This window comes from Variovorax sp. P1_G12 (assembly GCF_056405555.1).
In genome coordinates this window covers 210,056-228,882 of record NZ_JBFUBW010000002.1, presented here as the reverse complement: position 1 = coordinate 228,882, position 18,827 = coordinate 210,056, and the positions used below count along the sequence as shown (strand labels likewise).

Below are 18,827 nucleotides of genomic sequence, written 5' to 3'. Positions count from 1 at the left end.
ACATGAAGCGCCTTTCGACCCTCACAAGCCATCGCCTCGCCTGGCCGATCATCACGCTGCTGCTCCTGCTGGCCCTCAATACCACCTTCAACCCCAGCTTTCTGCACATCGAATGGCGCGACGGCCATCTCTACGGCAGCCTGATCGACATATTGAACCGCGCCGCACCGCTGGTGCTGGTGTCGCTGGGCATGACGCTGGTGATCGCCACGCGCGGCATTGACATCTCGGTCGGCGCCGTGGTCGCCATCGCCGCGGCCACCGCGGCCTGGATGATCGGCGGAGCGGTGTCGGGTGATGCGAGCCGCTTCCCGCTGCCGCTGGCCATCCTCGCGGCTCTGACCATCGCCCTGGCCTGCGGCCTCTGGAACGGGCTGCTGGTGGCGCGCGTGGGCATGCAGCCGATCATCGCCACGCTGATTTTGATGGTGGCCGGCCGCGGCATCGCCCAGCTCATCACCAACGGGCAGATCATCACCGTCTACTACAAGCCCTACTTCTTCCTCGGCAGCGGCTCCCTGCTCGGCCTGCCGTTCTCGCTGTTCATCGTGGCCGGCGTGTTCGCGCTGCTCTACCTGGCGATCACGCGCACGGCGCTCGGCCTGTTCATCCAGGCGATCGGCATCAACCCCACGGCGGCGCGCGTGGCGGGCGTGCAGTCGCGCCGGCTGGTGGTCGGTGCCTATGTATTTTGCGGGCTGTGCGCGGGCATCGCCGGGCTGCTGATCAGCTCCAACGTGAAAAGCGCCGACGGCAACAACGCGGGCCAACTGCTGGAGCTCGACGCGATCCTCGCCGTCACGCTCGGCGGCACCGCGCTCACCGGCGGGCGCTTCAGCCTGGTCGGCAGCGTGATCGGCGCGCTGATCATCCAGACGCTGACCTATGCGATCTATTCGCTCGGCGTACCGCCCGAGATCAATCTGGTGGTGAAGGCCGTGGTGGTGTTCCTGGTGATGCTGCTGCAGTCGCCGGAGTTCCGGGCGACGGTGCGTGTCTGGGCTCAGCGGCGGGCACTCGGGGAGGTGCGTTCATGAGCGCGGTGATTGAAGTCACACCCTCACCCCAGCCCTCTCCCGCGAGAGGGAGAGGGAGAATGAAGCTCAATCCCAAATACCTGCCGCTCACGGCCACCATCTCGCTCTTCGTGCTGATGGCCACGCTGGGCTCGATAGCCTACGACGGCTTCTTCTCCGCGCAGGTCTTCCTGAACCTGCTGATCGACAACGCCTTCCTGATCGTGGTCGCGGTCGGCATGACCTTCGTGATCCTCTCGGGCGGCATCGATCTCTCGGTCGGCTCGGTGATCGCCCTCACCACCATGGTCTCGGCCTCGCTGGTCGAAAAGCATGGCTGGAGTCCGGCCGTGGTGATCCCGCTGGTGCTGGTGATGGGCACGCTGTTCGGTGCCTTCATGGGCCTGGTGATCGAGCGCTTCCGGCTGCAGCCGTTCATTGTGACGCTGGCCGGCATGTTCCTGGCGCGCGGCCTCTGCTACCTGATCAGCATCGACTCGATCAGCATCACCAACGCGTTCTATTCGGAGGTGTCGCAGATCCGCATCCCGGTCTGGGGCGAGGCCTCGCTGTCGATCAGCGCAGTGATCGCCATCGCCGTGGTGCTCGTCGCCGTGTTTGTCGCGCACTGCACGCCCTTCGGACGCGCCGTCTATGCCGTCGGCGGCAGCGAACATTCGGCAGTGCTGATGGGCCTGCCGGTGCGCCGCACGCTGATCGGCGTCTACACGCTGTCGGGCTTCTGCTCGGCGCTGGCCGGCGTGATTTTCACCTTCTACATGCTCTCGGGCTACGGCCTGCACGCGGTCGGCCTGGAACTCGACGCCATCGCCGCGGTGGTGATCGGCGGCACGCTGCTCACCGGCGGCGTTGGCTACGTGGCCGGCACGCTGTTCGGTGTGCTGATGCTCGGCATCATCCAGACGCTGATCTCCTTCGACGGCTCGTTGAGCTCCTGGTGGACGCGCATCGTGGTCGGCGCGTTGCTCTTCGTCTTCTGCCTGCTGCAACGCTTCTTCAACGCGCGCACCCCGACGCGCTGACCCTTCCCACCTCACCCCGCCGTCAAGGACACCCATGCCAGACACCCGCAAGAAGAAACTGCGCTCGACCGAATGGTTCGGCTCTGCCGACAAGAACGGCTTCATGTACCGCAGCTGGATGAAGAACCAGGGCATTCCCGACCACGAGTTCGACGGTCGCCCGGTCATCGGTATCTGCAACACCTGGTCGGAGCTCACGCCCTGCAACGCTCACTTCCGCAAGATCGCGGAACACGTGAAACGCGGCATCTCGGAGGCCGGCGGCCTTCCGGTCGAGTTCCCGGTGTTCTCCAATGGCGAATCGAACCTGCGGCCCACCGCCATGCTCACGCGCAACCTGGCGAGCATGGACGTGGAAGAGGCCATCCGCGGCAACCCGATCGATGCCGTCGTATTGCTCACCGGCTGCGATAAGACCACTCCCGCGCTGCTGATGGGCGCAGCCAGCTGCGACGTCCCGGCCATCGTCGTGACAGGCGGGCCGATGCTCAACGGCAAGCTCGAAGGCAAGAACATCGGCTCGGGCACCTCCGTGTGGCAACTGCACGAGTCGCTGAAGGCCGGGGAGATCGACTTGCACCATTTCCTCTCGGCCGAAGGCGGCATGTCGCGCTCGGCTGGCACCTGCAACACCATGGGCACGGCCTCCACCATGGCCTGCATGGCCGAGGCGCTCGGCACCTCGCTGCCGCACAACGCGGCCATTCCGGCGGTCGACGCGCGGCGCTACGTGCTCGCGCAGATGTCGGGCATGCGCATCGTCGAGATGGCGAAGGAGGGCCTTACGCTCTCGAAGATCCTCACGCGCGAGGCCTTCGAGAACGCGATCCGCGTGAATGCGGCGATCGGCGGCTCGACCAACGCGGTGATCCACTTGAAGGCGATCGCCGGCCGCATCGGCGTGGGGCTCGAACTGGAGGACTGGACGCGCATCGGCCGCGGCACGCCGACGATCGTCGACTTGATGCCCTCGGGTCGGTTCCTGATGGAGGAGTTCTACTACGCCGGCGGTCTGCCCGCCGTGCTGCGCCGGCTCGGCGAGAACGGCCTGCTGCCGCATCCGGATGCATTGACGGTGAACGGCCGCTCGCTCTGGGACAACGTGCGCGAAGCGCCCAGCTACAACGACGAGGTGATCCGCCCGCTCGACAACCCGCTCATCGCCGACGGCGGCATCTGCATCCTGCGCGGCAACCTGTCGCCGCGCGGCGCGGTGCTCAAGCCCTCGGCCGCCACGCCGGCGCTGCTACAGCACCGCGGCCGGGCGGTGGTGTTCGAGGACTTCGAGCACTACAAGGCACGCATCGTCGACGAGGACCTGGACGTCGATGCCGACTCGGTGCTGGTGATGAAAAACTGCGGCCCCAAAGGCTACCCCGGCATGGCCGAGGTAGGCAACATGGGCTTGCCGCCCAAGTTGCTGCGCCAGGGCATCAAAGACATGGTGCGCATCTCCGACGCCCGCATGAGCGGCACCGCCTACGGCACCGTAGTGCTTCACGTGGCGCCCGAGGCGGCCGACGGCGGCTCGCTGGCGGCGGTGCGCGACGGCGACTGGATCGAGCTCGACTGTGCCGGCGGGCGGCTCCACCTCGACATCAGCGACGACGAACTCGCCGAACGCCTGCGCGACCGCGTCAAGCTGCCGATGCCGCCGGCCAACGGCGGCTACAAGCGGCTGTACGTCGACCACGTGCTGCAGGCCGACGAGGGCTGCGACTTCGACTTCCTCGTCGGCTGCCGCGGCGCTGGCGTGGATCGCCATTCGCACTGAGGCATCGTCGTCCATGACGCGCCATAGCCTTTCGAACCCGCGCTACCGCGGCATCTTCCCGGTCGCGCCGACCACCTTCACCGACTCGGGTGCGCTCGATCTCGACAGCCAGAAGCGCTGCTTCGATTTCATGATCGACTCCGGCGTCGACGGCATCTGCATCCTCGCGAACTTCTCCGAGCAGTTCCTGCTGTCGGACGAGGAGCGTGAGGTGCTGACCCGCACCGCCCTCGAGCACGTCGCCGGCCGCGTGCCCGTGATCGTCACCACGACGCATTTCGGCACCACCGTCTGCGCCGAGCGCAGCCGCCGCGCGCAGGACATGGGCGCAGCCATGCTGATGGTGATGCCGCCTTACCACGGCGCCACCTTCCGCGTGCCCGAGGCCCAGACCTTCGAGTTCTATGCACGGCTGTCGGATGCGGTGTCGATCCCGATCATGGTGCAGGACGCACCGGCCAGCGGCACGGTGCTGTCGGCCGCCTTCCTCGCGAGGATGGCCAGGGAGATCGAACAGATCAGCTACTTCAAGATCGAGACGGCCGGCGCGGCCAGCAAACTGCGCGAGCTGATCCGACTCGGCGGCGACGCGATCGAAGGGCCGTGGGACGGCGAAGAGGCGATCACCCTGTTGCCAGACCTCGACGCAGGCGCGACCGGCGCGATGACCGGCGGCGCCTTCGCCGACGGCCTTCGCCCGATCATCGAGGCTCACCGCCAGGGCGACCTCGACCAGGCCTTCGCGCTCTACCAGCGCTGGCTGCCGCTGATCAACGTCGAGAACCGGCAAGCCGGCTTCCTCGCGGCCAAGGCGCTCATGAAGGAAGGCGGCGTGATCGCCTGCGAGGCGCCGCGCCATCCCTGGCCCGCGATGCATCCCGAGGTGCGCAAGGGCCTGATCGAGACGGCAAAGCGGCTCGATCCGCTCGTGCTCCGCTGGAGCTAATAAACCGGCGTGCTGATGCAGCGATCCAAAGTGCTCAATTGGCTAAGAACACCCAGGTCAAGGCGTGATGAAGCCCGATCAGGCCGAAATTGAGCGGCTGAGGAAGCGAAAACGCCAAGCTCAGAATGGAGCGCGACCTGCTGAAAAAAGCGGCGGCCTACTTCGCCAAGGAGTCGATGTGAAGTTCGGCTTCGTTGCGAAACACCGAGGAGCGTGGCCGTTGGCAATGATGTGCGAGGCGCTCGGTGTCTCGCGAAGTGGCTTCTACGCGTGGCTCGGTAGGCCCAGAAGCCAGTGCAGCCTGGACGACGAGGTGCTCGGCAGCCAGGTGCGTCAGAGCTTCCTAGGCAGCGTATCCACCGTGGTAAACGGCGCCCAGCGTGAACCCGGCCCGAGGCGGTAGAGGCCGCAGACGAAGGCCGGCGCGAGGTCGGCGCAGGTCCGACGCAGAACTGGATCGGCGGCGCCCTCGGCGTCGACCCAGGTCTTCAGGACCGCACCCCACCGCGAGCGAACCCCCGAGGCACACTCGAATCCGAGAAGGGCGCCGCGGGGGCAGCACAGCGCGACCTCGGCGCCCTCCGGTAGCTCGTCGGCGACGTTCGCGTTGGCGAGCTGCGCCCACCACGCGCGGAAGAACGGCATCAGCGTAGCCTTCACGAGATGTCGATCAGCCTGGTGGAGCGTGCGCGCCATCATCCGGGCGACCGCGTGGGACGTCACCGCGATCGGCGAGAAATCGACGCTGCGCTGCCGCGCGACAGCGTGAACGTGGAGACCGTGACCGGACGACAGCGCCTCACCGAAATCGATCGCGGCGTAGCCGGCGACGGTCCAAAGCGCGCGATCGCCGTAGCCACGAAGGACCGATTCGGCGACGATGTCCTCGGCGAAGAAGGCGCGCCATGCTGCGAGACTTCCAGCCTTTGCGCCGAGGCGCTCCACGCGCCGATGGCGCGCCGCCGTCTCCGCGGCGTCGGCCGTCAGGAAGCTCCTCGCGACCGCGTGCGCGAGGCCCGGATCGTTCGCCGCGATGAAGGTGTCGGGCTTGAAGCTCATGCCCGCGACCCCGTCTCCTCGACCTTGCCGCGGTTGCCCTCGCCGTGTGATCGTGGCAGATCGCTTTTCGCTTTGATGGAATTCCCCAACAGTTGCATCAAGGCGTCAACTCGGCCTCGATGAAGTACCGCTGCTCCGCGAGCCACGTGCGCATGCGAACCGAATCGCCGCCAAACATGCGGTCCTCTGAGAACTTCTTCGTGTCATCGCACCGGTATGTGTCGTCCACGCTCAACTGCTGCCGCAATGCGCGCCGCTCGCACTCGTAGATCACGGACGTGAGGAGTTGAGGGGTGGACTTTCCTGTCTCGAGAGGCGCAATTGGCGCAAGCCGTTGGGAGTGAGCGGCTGTATGCAGAAGCACAAGAAGAACCGTAGGCGACTTGATCATGACAAAACCTTTTTTTGGGTGAGCTGCCGCTCGCCAATAGGCGAGCCCGGAGGACAGCCGTACGGCATGCATTGCGCTGCCTCGGTCATTCGCCCAGCACGCACAGGCGATGCCACTGCACGACGCGATGACCGCAGTACTGCGCGACGATGCGGCTGACCTGTTCCGCGTGGTCGGACACGTCCCAGCGCCTGTCGACCCATTCCAGCGCCTCATAGAGGTCGTTCGAATCGCCCGTCAGGTCGTACCTGTCCATCAAGGCACTGCTGAGTTCGAGGTTGGAGCGTTCGTCACCGCTCGCTGCCTCGTTGCGCAGTGAATCGAAGCGGGAATCCGTGGCAACGGATGCGGCGCCGCCGTTGGGCAGAGGATGCTTCATCGCTGCCTCGACATGCCCGGTCGGACCGCGCAAGGCAAGCACCAACAGAACGCAGGCGAGCAGCGCCACGACGTAGCGGGGGGAGTTCCGCCGTGCGGCAGTGGTCAGGTATCGAATGGATCGATCGAACATTGACAAGCTCTCCTTGGGAGGCCCTATGTGGAGTTGAAGCAAGCTTGGTTCCCGGCGCGTCTTCAGAGCACCGGCGGCAGCGCGCGGCGCGTCTCCTGCGCGCGTTCCCAGTCAACGCTGCGGCGCTCCAAGTCGGCCAGATCCGTGGCTTCGGCGAGGAAGCGGTCGCGGGCCAGCTCGGGGTCCAAGCCAGTGACCCACTGGGTCGCGTGGGTCACCGCCTTGCGCAGTTCTCCCATCAGCGTGGAGGCTTCCGGCACGCGGGGTGTGGTCTCGTGGCCGGCGTCGAGGACTTCGAGGTTGGCGACGGAAGGGATGGTCTTGGCGGTGATCATGAATGTCTCCTTGGGTTGAACAACGGATGGAGGCATGGTCGTGGTGCCTGAGCTGCCCGGCGCGCCAACGTTCAATACTGACCGGCGGGCCCTGGCGTCGTTGTGAGATGACTCAAGCAGACGGCCGCCGGCCGGGCCGCGCCTGCGACAGGCCTCCGCCCCAGTCAGGTACGCGTCAGATCAGGGCCGGGCGCGCGCACGGCCGCGCCAGAAGCGGGCCGGTAGGCTGCCGAGCATCAGCACCACTGGAGAGCCATCGTTTGCGGTCAAGCGCGGAGACTTCCGGCGACAGCCTGGCCGAGTTGGCGCGGCCGGGCGAGGGACGCGTACCTGAGAGCCGGGCGCCACGGCGATGACAGAGGGCGACGGGGCGCTTCCAAGCCACTCCGCTGACAACTGCGCTACTTTTCGTAGCGCACGACGCCGTCCCACCGGGACAGCTGCTCCGGGTCTTCCAACTGTCTGCACTGTGCTTGCAGCCAGCGCACGCGGGGATCGTCTGCCCACGCGGGCGCGCCAATCGCCGCTTGGAGCTCTTGCAGATCGGCGATCTGGCGCACCCCTTCCAGCATGCACAAAAGGGCTTCCCAGCGTGCTGCATGGCCGGCCGACGACAGGCTTCGTGCGGGATCGAGCACCTCGTAGACATTGACGAGGGTTTCCATGCCTGCCAAGGCCACGCGGGCTGCCCGAACAAATGGCGTGCGTTTTACGTCCAGAAGCCTGGCCACCTCTTCGGTGACGAGCAGCGGCGCGTCGAGTCGGCCGGGTTTGGTGAGCGTCTCCACACGGGATGCGCAGTTGACCGAAGTGCCCAGCAACCCGTACTTGAAATGCCGGCTCGATGTCATCGAACCGGCCAGCACCTGCCCCTTGGCAATGGCGATGCCACAAACCGGGCCGGACGGCGACGACAAGGACTGCAAAGGGGTTGTCTTCAACTGCTCGAGAATCCGCAGCGCGCAGTCAACGGCCAGTTGGGCCTGGCCGGGTTGCTCGAACGGCACCCCCCAAGCGGCGAAACACCCATCGCCCTGGTAGTCGATCACCGTTCCCTCGTGAGCAAAGACTTCCCGCGAGACGGTGTCCATCGTGCTTCGGAGTTCTTTCTGCCATCGAAGCAAGTCTGTCGCCGCCGCCTCGGTGGAAAGGCAGAAACCTCGAAGATCGAAGATCAGACTGGTGGCCTCCATGATGCGAGGGTCCCCTTCGGCACTCGAGCGTCCGCCAGGGCGCATCAGCAGATCAACGACCTTGGGCGAAAAGTACTGGGTCAAATGGGCCTGCCTTTGGGCCACCAGGTGCTGGCGCGTGAGCGTGCTGACCAGGCTGAGGTAGCCGGCAGCGATGTCGGTGTTGTCGTTCGGCAAGGTTTGCTCGCCGACGACATAGATCACGATGGGCTCGCCGGCGGTGCTGCGCTCGATCAGGCAGGCCCCGACCGTTCGCGTCGTGTGGTGCACGGTGGCATCGATTTCGGTCGAGGTGGCGTGGTTGAAAAAAGCGACCGAGCCGTCAAGGTGGAGCGCGCCGCCGATGACTCTGCGGCTGAGCACCGGGGCGCGTTCTCCGTTCAGCGAGTACGTTGCGAGCATGCGCGACGACTCCATGCTCTCCGGATGCGCTTCCACGACATAGGCCGAACTGACGACGGGCGCGAGCACTTGCACCAGAAAGGCGCAAGCCTTCTGCAGCACTTCGCCTTCGGCGTGCGCCTCACCGAACAAACGAGGCAGTTCCAGCGCCGACTTCAGGATCAATTGCGGGTCCAGCGTCGCGAAGTTGACCGCCGTCAGCTTGAGCTCGGTGGCCAGCGTCTGCTCGATCTGGCCCCCGAGCTCAAGCACCCGCAGGCGCAGGGGTCCGACCCGCAACTCGTCGTGCATGCGCAGCGCACAACGCTGTCCATGCCCAAGCCTCATGCCGTTCACCAGGGTTCCGACCTTGCTGTGATCCTCCACCACCCAGCCTCGTGCGGTAGGGACGAGCTGGGCATGCAGCCGAGACACGCTGCCCTGGTCGGCGTCGATCTGGATCTGGCAGCCGGGCGAGCGCCCGATCGTCACAGGTTCAGCGGTCCAGAACTCCAGGCGCTTGACGGCACCTGCGGCAGTGGCTTCCAGGATCAGGCGCACGGCACACCCGAGAAGGATGGCGGCGGAGGTGAATCCGTAGCAAAACCCCGCAACTGGTCACCGACTGTCTGGATGTTCATTGATAATGATTTAAGCACTCCATGGTGGTTGCGAAGGCGTCATGTCACAAAAAGAAATTGAACCCGCCCGGCTCGATCTCACGGTCGAGGGTCGCGGCGGGTCGTTTCTGGACATGCTTCAGCAAGCCTCGCCGATCCCCGGGGCGCAGTTGTTGGGCTCGGGCTTTCGACCGCTGCCCGGAACCAGCGTGCTTGACGGCAGATTCAGCATCCTGCGCCAGATTGGCGAGGGCGGCATGGGGGTGGTGTTCGAAGCCTATGACGACCTCAGGCGCAGCGTCGTCGCGATCAAGACCCTGAGTTGGCTCGACCCGGGCAGCGTCTACCGGCTGAAGAACGAGTTCCGTTCGCTGGCCGACATGAACCACCCGAACCTGTGCCGTCTGCACGAGTTGTTCAGCGACGAGGGCTGGTTCTTCAGCATGGAGCTCGTCGACGGCGAGCGCTTCGACGAGTGGGTGCGTCCTGACGGGCGGCTCGATGCGCAGCGCTTGCGCGCCGCCCTGAAACAGTTGCTGCAGGGCGTGGTGGCGATCCATGGCGCCGGCATGCTGCACCGGGACCTGAAATCGTCGAACGTCCTCGTTCAAAAGGACGGGCGGGTCGTGATCCTGGACTTCGGCTTGGTCGTGGACTGGCATGCCAGCGCGGCCCGGCGCCCGGCGGTCGAAGTCGGCTTCAGCGGCACACCCGGCTACCTGGCACCCGAGCAAACTTCGAGCGCGGCGAATTCGGCTCCGACGACCGCCAGCGACCTGTACGCGATCGGCTCGATGTTGTTCGTTGCCCTGACCGGCAGGCTGCCGTTCGAAGGGCCGCTCAGTGACGTGCTCGAGCTCAAACGGCACCAGGCCGCACCCCGCGTGCACAGCCTGAGTGCGGACGCGCCGCACGACCTTGCCAAGCTGTGCGATGCGCTGCTGCAGCGCGACCCCGCAGCGCGGCCCGATGCGGCCCAGGTGCAGGCAGCCCTCGACCGGGCGGACGCGCCAGGCCAAGTGGCCCCCGTATCGGGCCCTGCACACGCGGAACTGACGGGCATGGCGCTGCGGGCCGACATCCTGCTCGGACGCGAGAGCGAAATGGCTGCACTGCACGCCGCCCATGCATCCATGCTGGCCGGCCGTCCGGTCGCGATGTTCGTCAGCGGCGAGTCAGGCATGGGCAAGAGTGCGCTGATGCATGCGTTTCTCGACCAGGTGAGAGCCAGTGGACGCTCGGTCGCGCTCGAGGGACGCTGCTACGACCGTGAAAGCGTGCCTTTCAAGGCTTTCGACTCGGTGATGGACGAGCTCAGCAGCCACCTGCACGGGCTGACGCGCGAAGAAGCCGGCGATCTGATGCCGCGCGAGATGTACGCCTTGGCACGCCTCTTCCCCGTGCTCGAGCGTGTCGACGCTGTGGCCCAGGGGCCGAAGAAGGTCATCCCCGATCTCCAGGAACTGCGACTGCGCGCGTTCGCCGCGCTGAGTGAACTGCTCGGACGCATGCGCGACCGGCGGCCGTTGGTCATCTTCGTGGACGACCTGCAATGGACCGACAGCGATTCGATCGTCGTCCTCGAGTACCTGCTGAGCCAGCCGGAACCGACGCCGTTCCTGTGGGTGGCGACGCACCGCAGCGAAGACGCCCAGGACAACGCGCTCTTGCAGCAAATCCTGGGTATCGCGGCCAAAAGTCCGCGGGTGGAGTGCCGTTCTCTGCACGTGGGCCCGCTGCCGCCGGCAGTTTCGGTGCGGTTGGCGCAGCGCCTGCTCGGTTCGGCCGCCACCGCGGACTCCGCGTCGATCGCGGCCGAGGGCCGAGGCAGTCCCTTCTTCGTCGGTGAACTGGTTCGCCAGGCGCTCTCGGCCCGGCTGACGGGGGCCGGCCCGACCGCGCTCACGCTGGGCCAGACCGTGGACAGGCACGTCAGCCTGCTGCCTGCGAAAGCGCGCGATGTGCTGAACGTGCTGGCAGTGGCAGGCCGCCCGATGGCAGCGCAGTTGGCCGTGGATGCCGCCGATGCGACGCATGAAGCCCTCGACGCCTTGTTGTTCGAGCGGCTCGTACGCACCGCAAGGGTCAGTGCGCACAGTCGCGTGCTGGAGTGCTATCACGACAAGATTCGCGAGTCCGTGGCCGACGCCTTGACCCCCGACGCCCTGCGCCGCATACACGCCCGCCTGGCCGAAGCGCTGTCCGCGCAGGAGGACTCGGAGCCGGAGCACTTGGCGCTGCACTTTCATGGCGCCGGGGACAGCCAGCGTGCCAGCGTCTACTACGAGAAGGCAGGCGATGTCTTTGCAGCCGCGCTGGCGTTCGAGTTCGCTTCCCGCCAGTATCGACAGTGCCTGGACCTCATCGGTGCCGACCCTGCGCGGTTCCGGCAGGCGCAAGTCAAACTCGCCGCGATGCTGGCATCGATGGGCAACAGCCGCGAGGCCGCAGAGGTTTATCGTGCTGCGAGCATCGGTGCGCCGCCGCAGGAAGCGCTCGAACACAAGCGTGCAGCGGCGCATTTGCTCAGCACCAGTGGCTTTACCGACGAGGCGCGAGTTCTGTTGGGCGAGGTGCTGGCCGCCATCGGCCTGTCCATGCCGCGGTCGCCTCGGGCAGCGATGGTCGCGGCGCTGGCTTCGCGCTTTCTGCTCATGTGCAGAGGGCTGAAGATCGACCCCACCGCAGTACCCGGACCGGGCGATCAAGCCCGGCTGGGCGCGATGTGGTCGGTGGTCCAAGGGTCGGTCGGCAACAATGCATTCGTGATGGTCGACATGGCGGCCCGCTATGCGCGGCTGGCCCTGAACACGGGCTCACGTGCGCATGCGGCGCGGGCCCTGACCATGGAGGCCTACATGGTCAGCCTCGATGGCCTGGGCACGCGCGCAAAGACGGAACCGATCATGCTGCAAGCCGAGCGCTTGGCCAGCGAGGTGTCGCAGAACGAATTGACGGGATGGGTTCGGCAAATTCGCGGCTGCGTGCTGGCTCATGAAGGTCGGTTCGCCGAAGCCCAACCGGTACTGCAAGATGTCCTGGAGTGGTTGGGTTCTCAATGCACGGAGGTGCCGTTCGAGTTGGCTGGCACCCAACTCTACTGCGTGAATGCGGCGAATCATCTTGGAGACTATGCCCAGACCTCGACCACGGCGCCTGGCATTGTCGAGAACGCCTTGCGACGGGGCGACCAGTATCTGGCTTGCGGCGTGGTCGGTTTTGCGGCGCCTGCCTTGCTGGCGCACCGCGGTCTTGCCGACGCGGGCCGGCGGCTCGGCCAGGCCAAGGCCAGCTATCAAGTTCAAAGCATCTATCAATGGGCCGACTACCTGATCCTCTTGGCCGATCTGAACCTGGCGCTCTACGAGGGTCAGCCGGCGCGAGGCGTCTTGCTGGCAGCGCAACAGTGGTCGGCGCTTGAAAAATCGCAGCTCCTGCGCATGAAGACTGCGTTCGGGTTGATGAGTTATTACCGAGCCGGTTGTGCACTGGCTGCCGCGCGGCAACGCTCGACGGACGTCGCCGAAGGTCTGGCGATTGCCAGAACGACGGTCAGGCTGATGAACAAGACCCGCCTGCCCCACCTGCCCGGTTGGGCCGCGGTGCTTGAAGCCGGCCTGGCGTGCGAAAAGCGGCAACCGGCTCGGGCGGCAGAGTGGCTGCAGGCTGCGACAGCCACCTTCGACGCCACGGGGTTGAAGCTGTACAGCGCCGCCGCGCGGCGCAGGCAGGGGCAGTGGATGGGCGGCGGGGCAGGCCGCGCGCTGGTGATCGCTGGAGAGGCCGTCATGCACAGCCAAGGCGTGATCGACGTCGAAGCAACGACCGAGATGCTGGCACCGGGATGCCAGCCCGAGGCCTGCTGACAACCCACGGGGCACGCTGGTTGCGCGCGGCCTAGATGCTGATGCTGTTGGGTACCCTGGACGGCAACTGGAAAAGATAGGGAATCGGCCGTTCGAGGTTGCGCTGGTGGATCGTGATCTCGGCCTGCGCCAACGCAACCTGAAAAGCCTCGAGGGCCTTCTGGGCCGGGCGGTGCGCGAAGTGCGGGTATTGCGGGTTGCTGGCGTAGTGCCCCAGCGCGTCGAACTGGATGCTGCTGAGCAGGTACACGAACGACAGGGTGTACAGCGCGACGTCCAGCGGCGGGAACCACTCCAGGCACTTCGTCTCGTCAGCGATCGGGTCGTCGCGCGTCGGCGCGGCTTTGTAGATCGCCGCGGCCACGCTGGGCGCGAAGCCCGCGAAGGGATACTGACCGTAGTTGACCGACGCGTGCAGAGGGCCTGCGGTGTAGATCATTTGCGCGACGACTTCAACGAGTTGGTCACGGGTGTTCAGCGTCGCGGGAAACCCTCGCAGATTGCCGTGCTGCGGGGAGCCAAGTTCGTGCACCCAAGCCATGAGTTCCCGGTCGGTACTGACGGAGGCGTCGTCGAGGTAGTAGCTCGCCACGTAGCCGGTGACGAAATCCTTGATGGCCTTCCACAGCAGCAGCGTGTCGTCGCGAAACGGGTAGGCCGCCAGCTGGTCTACGCCGCGCAGGCAAAAGATCTTGTCCGGGCTGTTCTCGCCCCAGCGCCAGGCCATACGCGCGTCGTTGACCATCTGCAGCGTCCAATCGATGTGGGCGCCGACGTTGGCGGCCACCACGCCACCCGGGACGATGAGGTTGTGTGCGGCGCCATCGTTGATGCTGATGGTGAACCGCAGATGCGGTTCGAGCAGATGGAACAGCGGGTGTTCCTTTGCCAATTGGCGGTGCGTGGCCACCGCGACGGCCTCCATGATCAAGTGGCAATCCCCGAGATGGGCGACCGATTCGTGTTGAATCGCGCAGGCCACGTTGACGAAGTACTTGGCGATTTTCCACTTCAGATGATTGGCATCGTTCGCATCGAAAACATCGTTCGGGCTGAAGATGGCAGAGTCCGGGGTCTGCCCCAACTGGATCGCGATGGGCTGCAACACGCCCGCTTGGCCTTTCCCGTAGGCCGGCGGATAGCCCTCGGGAGGTGACTCGTTCCAATAGAACAGGGCGATGGGCGACGGCAGGTAGCGGTGCTTGCGGTGCAGGCAGCTCTCTTTGGGTTCCAGCTTCCCGTCGCCGATCAGCGCGGCGTAGTCGCAGGCGTAGAGCTTGCCGTCGCTGATCATCTCGGCCAGCGAGAGGGGGGTGGAGCCGCCTCGGCTCAGGACTTTCACTGTATCGGGGATCGTCATCTTCGCCTTCAGCTCGCTCCAGGCCAGCGCCTTGCTGCCCGTCGCGTTGTCGTGCACCACGCGGCGCAAGTTGGTGGTGTTGAAGCCGGCCAGTTGCAGATAACCGAAGAACCAATCCTGCTCGCATGGCTTGCCTTTCTCGGACATCCAAGCCTTCGCCTCGATCGCCAACATCTGGGGCGTGGGCAGCGTGGCGATCAGGCTTTCGTAGTCCGACTCTGCCTTGGCCTCGAGGAAGGGCGACCGTACCAGGTCGAACAGGGTCGACTTGAGAATCGCCGTGGGACCTTTTTCCACCGTCTCGGCGGCAGCGGCAAAGATGCCGTCGACCAGCTTTTCAACATCCTGCTCGAGTTGGCGTAAATCCGTACTGAGTCGCAAGGCATGGAAAGGTATGTCGTTTTGGATGCTGTCCAGGTCCTTCTCGATCTCCTGCGCCAGGAACCTGCGCGCATTCCGGGCGAAGTTCTCGGCGATCTGCGCGCTGGTCTGCGCGACCAGCGCGTTGTAGGCGGCGCTGAACTCCTCGCCAGGCGGCACGCCCGCGCACATCGGCACCGCCTCGAGATGGGGGTAGCTTCGAACGTAGTTATAGGCCGTGCGGGACAGCGACAGCTGCAACGCGCGCGCCGCGGTGCCTTGACCTGGCAAGGTGGGAATGGGTACGTTCATCGCTGGCATGATGGGTTCTCCGGGTCCGCAGACGGTTTCAAAGGCGCAGTCGGCAAGACTAACGGCTCCGTGGACATTTGCGTGGATTTAAAGCCAGGCCCGGCCCGCCATCACATGCGCGGACCTCTGACGAGTTGCGCCCAGGCTCCGAGCGTTCGAGCAAGGCCTGCGACCGGCGGGCCGTGCCGTACAGTCTCGGCCTCAGGTGCAAGCTAGGAGCAGGCATGTTTGAAGGGTCGAGGGCAGAGAATTCCGGCGACTTCCTGGCCGAGTTGGCGCGGCTGGGCGACACGCGTACCTGGGAGCCTGGTGCCCTGGTCGTGACCGAGGGCGACATTGCCGACTGCATGTACCTCATCCACGAAGGCGAGCTGCGCGCGTTCGTGGCCGGGGACGGCGGACGCGTGGTGGAGCTCAATACGCTGCACGCGGGTGAGCTCTTCGGCGAACTGATGCTCAGTGGTGAACTGCGCTCCGCCACGGTGCAGGTCACCACCCGAGCGCGGCTGACCCGCGTGACCCGGGCCGAGGCCGAGCGCGTGCTGGCGCAGCGGCCCGAGCTTGCGTTTCAGTTGATCCAGCGCCTGGTGCAGCGCGTGCGCACCCTGACGCGCACGGTGGGCCGCCTGGCTTCGGTGGACGTCTACGGCCGGCTCGTGGGGCTCTTCGACGCCTTGGCGGTCGACGACAAAGGCCTGCGCGTGGTGCCCGGGCCGTTGAGCCAGCAGCGCATCGCCGAGCGCGTGGGCGCTTCGAAGGCAATGGTCAACCGGCTGCTGACCGACCTGGCCAAGGGTGGCTACATCGAAGTCTCGCGCGAGCGCATCGTGCTGCTCAGAAAGTTGCCGCCGAAGTGGTGAGTCAATCGTAGGCTGACACGTAAATGCCATAACTGGTGCAGCGACTCGATCATGCCCTGCACCAACTTGACAGTCAGTTCGCTGGCAAGGCACGCGAGCGGTTCGGAGGCTTGGCAGGTCATGGCAGAAACTCCTCCAACGGCGAGCGACGGCTGAGCGGTGAAGGCATGGATTTGAGAGCATGCACGCCGAGGTGAACGGCTGATTGAGGACTGCTAGACCTGCTCGCACAGCGGCGAGCGCCAAGAGCGTGCTGCTAAGCTCACGAACGACCGACTGCTGTCGGGCCCGTCGCGGACCTTCGGGTCGATACCCCTCGCCTCGGAAGGCGGTCAGGATCCAACCTTGTCATCCAAAGTCTCTCGCATCGCACTCTCGGCCTCGGCGGCTGCGCTTGGAAGCATCGCGGCCTACTGGACCCTCCTGGCGACACGCCAGGGACATATCCTGTTCGACGCCCGCAAGCGCCACCCGGTCGTTCACCTGTCCGACGACTTTTCCACCTACTCTCACACCGTGCCGGGCGGGATGGTCCGCGGGTATGTCTATCACCCCCAGGGCGAGGCTGCACTGCAGGACCTGCTCATCTATTTCGCGGGTCGAGGCGAGGACGTCCGCGCCACCGCCAAGGCCCTGCACTGGCTGCCGGAAGGCTTCGGATTTGCCGCGGTCAACTATCGGGGGGTGGCCGATTCCGAAGGTCGCCCCTCCGAAGTCGCTTCGGTCACGGACGCGTGCCAGTTTGCCAATCACCTGCGCCGGGCCTTGCCGAAGGTACGCCTGCACGTGGTCGGCCGAAGTCTGGGGACGGGCGTGGCCATCCAGCTGGTGGCGCGACAGGAGTTCTCGAGCCTCCAGTTGGTCACGCCGTACGACTCGATGCTGGAGGTGGCGAGGAAGCGCTTTCCGCTGGTGCCGCTTTCGATCCTGCTGCGGCATCCGTTCAATTCGCTCGCTCACAGCCGGGAGGTCGCCGCGAAAACTCAGGTCCTGCTGGCCGAGTCGGACGACGTCGTGCTGCCGGAGCGCTCGCAGAAGCTCATCGCCGCCTGGCCGACGCCCATCAGCGTGCAGACGATTCCCGGCTCCAACCACCACAGCATCATGGGCCTCGAAGCCACCTGGCTCCATCTTGTCGACTTTGCGTTGACGGCCGTCCTGTCCGAACCGAAGGTCGCATGACATGCCGCCGCGCACGCCCATGACTGTTGGGTGAAGAGCAGCTGCTCGAGATGCTCGGGCGAGACAGCTACACGCACGCACCTGCGATTCGACTTCACTGGGGTGTGAGCGTCATTTCGACTCGCTCAGAACATCGTGTTCGTGTTGTTCGCCGTCTCTGGCACCGGCTGCAGCACGTCCCAGTGCTCGACGATCTTTCCATCGGCATCGAAGCGGAAGATGTCTACGCCCGCGGTTTCCTTGCCACCCCAATCCAGATACCGCACATGGATGAAGGCCAGATCACCATCGATCGCGACGCGCTTGACTTCGCACGGGACCGTCTTGACCTGCTTGATGAAGCCGGTGATGAAATCCGTGCCGTTCGGGAACAGTGGATTGTGCTGAATGTAAGGACCTGCGACAAGGCCCGGCAGCAGATCGGCTTGGCCTTCATTGAAGATCTGGTCGTAGATGGTGGCCACTGCGGCTTGAATCTTGGCTCTTTGCATGATTTCTCCGGGTTTTGACACGCCTCGCGAATGCGTGGCGTTGCAGCGATTGGAGCGCCAATTGCTCAGACGATCCATGCGTGCGAGTCTCGATTCAATAACCAATCGTCTCATTCGCTACCATGCGGCCATGCAGGCATTGAACGGTTGGCTCAGGACAGTGCGCGCCGACGGCATGGTGCTGGTACGCACGCGCGTGGCCGGTCCTTGGGGCTTTGCCGTCGACGCGCGCGACGCCGCGGTGTTCCACTTCGTGGCCGAGGGGCGCGCCGTCGTGCGCCAGTCCGATGCGAAAGCCATCGAGGTCTTGCCTGGTGAACTGGTGCTGTTCCCCCGGGGCAGGGCACACGAAGTGGCCCATTCGGCCCGCGGCAAGGCCCTGCCGCTTGCCGAATTCATGGCACGGCGCAATGGCGTCGCCGATTCCGCGACCGAGGCATGCACGCTGATCTGCGGCGAGTTCGGCATTGACCGGCACCTTGCGCTGCCGGCGATGCGCGCTTTGCCAGCCGTGGTGCACCTGCGCCCCGGCAGTGAGCCGGGCGACTCCGCGCTGGGCGACACGATGCGCCTTCTGCAGGCCGAGGTCGAGACGCCGAACTTCGGCAATCAGATCGTCGTGCGCAACCTGCTATCCATGCTCTTCGTATATTTCATGCGTGATTGGGCGAACTCCGCTGGACCACGTGTCAACGATTGGTTCTCCGCTGTGCGCACCCCGCACTTGGCACGTGCGCTGGCCTGCATCCACGAGTCGCCCGAGCGCGGCTGGACATTGGAAGAACTGGCGAAGGAGGCCGGCCTCTCGCGCGCGACCTTCGCCCGACAGTTCAACGCCTCGGTGGGCGAACCGCCGCACAACTACCTCACGAGATGGCGCATGGGCGTTGCTGCGCAACTGCTGCAAGAGACCGACTTGCGGCTTTCCGAGATCGCGCTGCGCGTCGGCTACCAGTCGGAGTTCTCTTTCAGCCGGGCGTTCAGACGCTGGCGTGGTGCGGCGCCCGTTCGATTTCGACGGACCGCTGTGCCTGGGGCTGACTGACAGATTTGCGAGGGAGTAGGGAGACGGCGCCATGCATCGAAGACGCATCCAGATCGCTCCGCACACCGCGATGCTCGACCGA

Annotated in this window: 15 protein-coding genes and 1 pseudogene; 9 read left to right on the top strand and 7 right to left on the bottom strand. The window is 65.5% G+C overall.

Features of this window, described 5'->3' with window-relative positions:
- Nucleotides 1–2 precede the first annotated feature (2 nt).
- From AC1D2O_RS03215 to AC1D2O_RS03195, 5 genes and pseudogenes are all read left to right on the top strand, one after another.
- Nucleotides 3–1,037 carry an ABC transporter permease gene (locus AC1D2O_RS03215; protein WP_478085498.1) on the top strand — a complete coding sequence of 345 codons (1,035 nt, stop codon included), beginning with the start codon at nt 3–5 and terminating at the stop codon, nt 1,035–1,037.
- Nucleotides 1,034–2,059, top strand: coding sequence for a galactofuranose ABC transporter, permease protein YjfF (gene yjfF, locus AC1D2O_RS03210; protein ID WP_478156156.1), 1,026 nt, complete (start codon nt 1,034–1,036; stop codon nt 2,057–2,059). Before AC1D2O_RS03215 ends, yjfF begins: the two co-directional genes overlap by 4 nt.
- 34 nt (nt 2,060–2,093) lie before the next feature.
- Nucleotides 2,094–3,833, top strand: a complete 1,740-nt coding sequence (locus AC1D2O_RS03205; RefSeq protein ID WP_478156155.1) for an IlvD/Edd family dehydratase — start codon at nt 2,094–2,096, stop codon at nt 3,831–3,833.
- 13 nt (nt 3,834–3,846) lie between these two features.
- The gene (locus tag AC1D2O_RS03200) at nt 3,847–4,779 is read left to right on the top strand and encodes a dihydrodipicolinate synthase family protein (protein WP_478085494.1); all 933 of its coding nucleotides are present in this window, start codon (nt 3,847–3,849) and stop codon (nt 4,777–4,779) included.
- Nucleotides 4,780–4,831: 52 nt separating this feature from the next.
- Nucleotides 4,832–5,161 (top strand): annotated as a pseudogene (locus tag AC1D2O_RS03195) (IS3 family transposase); the annotation flags it as partial.
- Here AC1D2O_RS03195 and AC1D2O_RS03190 read toward each other — a convergent pair.
- The 5 genes from AC1D2O_RS03190 to AC1D2O_RS03170 form a co-directional block, all read right to left on the bottom strand.
- Nucleotides 5,113–5,838: a hypothetical protein gene (locus AC1D2O_RS03190; RefSeq protein WP_478085493.1), complete on the bottom strand. Its 726-nt coding sequence runs from the start codon at nt 5,836–5,838 to the stop codon at nt 5,113–5,115. The pseudogene AC1D2O_RS03195 and the gene AC1D2O_RS03190 overlap by 49 nt on opposite strands.
- 97 nt (nt 5,839–5,935) lie before the next feature.
- Entirely contained in the window at nt 5,936–6,229 is a 294-nt protein-coding gene (locus AC1D2O_RS03185) for a hypothetical protein (RefSeq protein WP_478156153.1), read from the bottom strand.
- Between the two features lie 85 nt (nt 6,230–6,314).
- On the bottom strand, nt 6,315–6,740 hold the full coding sequence (locus tag AC1D2O_RS03180; RefSeq protein WP_478085490.1) for a hypothetical protein: 426 nt from the start codon (nt 6,738–6,740) through the stop codon (nt 6,315–6,317).
- 62 nt (nt 6,741–6,802) lie between these two features.
- Entirely contained in the window at nt 6,803–7,075 is a 273-nt protein-coding gene (locus AC1D2O_RS03175; RefSeq protein WP_478156151.1) for a hypothetical protein, read from the bottom strand.
- A 401-nt stretch (nt 7,076–7,476) separates the two neighbouring features.
- A complete protein-coding gene (locus AC1D2O_RS03170) occupies nt 7,477–9,210 on the bottom strand; it encodes an FHA domain-containing protein (RefSeq protein ID WP_478085487.1) in 1,734 nt (577 codons plus the stop codon).
- 121 nt (nt 9,211–9,331) lie between these two features.
- Between AC1D2O_RS03170 and AC1D2O_RS03165 the strand changes: the two genes are divergently transcribed.
- Nucleotides 9,332–13,135, top strand: coding sequence for a serine/threonine-protein kinase (locus AC1D2O_RS03165; protein WP_478085485.1), 3,804 nt, complete (start codon nt 9,332–9,334; stop codon nt 13,133–13,135).
- 31 nt (nt 13,136–13,166) lie between these two features.
- On the opposite strand, the gene AC1D2O_RS03160 is transcribed toward AC1D2O_RS03165, so the two are convergent.
- The gene (locus AC1D2O_RS03160; RefSeq protein ID WP_478156150.1) at nt 13,167–15,167 is read right to left on the bottom strand and encodes a lipoxygenase family protein; all 2,001 of its coding nucleotides are present in this window, start codon (nt 15,165–15,167) and stop codon (nt 13,167–13,169) included.
- A gap of 224 nt (nt 15,168–15,391) precedes the next feature.
- On the opposite strand from AC1D2O_RS03160, the gene AC1D2O_RS03155 reads away from it, so the two are divergent.
- Together AC1D2O_RS03155 and AC1D2O_RS03150 are read left to right on the top strand one after the other, a co-directional pair.
- Nucleotides 15,392–16,027: a Crp/Fnr family transcriptional regulator gene (locus AC1D2O_RS03155; protein ID WP_478156148.1), complete on the top strand. Its 636-nt coding sequence runs from the start codon at nt 15,392–15,394 to the stop codon at nt 16,025–16,027.
- A 345-nt stretch (nt 16,028–16,372) separates the two neighbouring features.
- Nucleotides 16,373–17,209: an alpha/beta hydrolase gene (locus AC1D2O_RS03150; protein ID WP_478085481.1), complete on the top strand. Its 837-nt coding sequence runs from the start codon at nt 16,373–16,375 to the stop codon at nt 17,207–17,209.
- A 125-nt stretch (nt 17,210–17,334) separates the two neighbouring features.
- Here AC1D2O_RS03150 and AC1D2O_RS03145 read toward each other — a convergent pair whose 3' ends face one another.
- The gene (locus tag AC1D2O_RS03145) at nt 17,335–17,700 is read right to left on the bottom strand and encodes a nuclear transport factor 2 family protein (protein WP_478085479.1); all 366 of its coding nucleotides are present in this window, start codon (nt 17,698–17,700) and stop codon (nt 17,335–17,337) included.
- Between the two features lie 130 nt (nt 17,701–17,830).
- Here AC1D2O_RS03145 and AC1D2O_RS03140 point away from each other — a divergent pair, with 130 nt between their 5' ends.
- Entirely contained in the window at nt 17,831–18,745 is a 915-nt protein-coding gene (locus AC1D2O_RS03140) for an AraC family transcriptional regulator (RefSeq protein WP_478156146.1), read from the top strand.
- Nucleotides 18,746–18,827 lie beyond the last annotated feature (82 nt).

Bases quoted from the DNA above. Each gene is read 5' to 3' on its own strand.
- AC1D2O_RS03215 (WP_478085498.1), top strand. From the start codon at position 3: ATGAAGCGCCTTTCGACCCTCACAAGCCATCGCCTCGCCTGGCCGATC.
- yjfF (WP_478156156.1), top strand. From the start codon at position 1,034: ATGAGCGCGGTGATTGAAGTCACACCCTCACCCCAGCCCTCTCCCGCG.
- AC1D2O_RS03205 (WP_478156155.1), top strand. From the start codon at position 2,094: ATGCCAGACACCCGCAAGAAGAAACTGCGCTCGACCGAATGGTTCGGC.
- AC1D2O_RS03200 (WP_478085494.1), top strand. From the start codon at position 3,847: ATGACGCGCCATAGCCTTTCGAACCCGCGCTACCGCGGCATCTTCCCG.
- AC1D2O_RS03190 (WP_478085493.1), bottom strand. From the start codon at position 5,838: ATGAGCTTCAAGCCCGACACCTTCATCGCGGCGAACGATCCGGGCCTC.
- AC1D2O_RS03185 (WP_478156153.1), bottom strand. From the start codon at position 6,229: ATGATCAAGTCGCCTACGGTTCTTCTTGTGCTTCTGCATACAGCCGCT.
- AC1D2O_RS03180 (WP_478085490.1), bottom strand. From the start codon at position 6,740: ATGTTCGATCGATCCATTCGATACCTGACCACTGCCGCACGGCGGAAC.
- AC1D2O_RS03175 (WP_478156151.1), bottom strand. From the start codon at position 7,075: ATGATCACCGCCAAGACCATCCCTTCCGTCGCCAACCTCGAAGTCCTC.
- AC1D2O_RS03165 (WP_478085485.1), top strand. From the start codon at position 9,332: ATGTCACAAAAAGAAATTGAACCCGCCCGGCTCGATCTCACGGTCGAG.
- AC1D2O_RS03160 (WP_478156150.1), bottom strand. From the start codon at position 15,167: ATGAACGTACCCATTCCCACCTTGCCAGGTCAAGGCACCGCGGCGCGC.
- AC1D2O_RS03155 (WP_478156148.1), top strand. From the start codon at position 15,392: ATGTTTGAAGGGTCGAGGGCAGAGAATTCCGGCGACTTCCTGGCCGAG.
- AC1D2O_RS03145 (WP_478085479.1), bottom strand. From the start codon at position 17,700: ATGCAAAGAGCCAAGATTCAAGCCGCAGTGGCCACCATCTACGACCAG.
- AC1D2O_RS03140 (WP_478156146.1), top strand. From the start codon at position 17,831: ATGCAGGCATTGAACGGTTGGCTCAGGACAGTGCGCGCCGACGGCATG.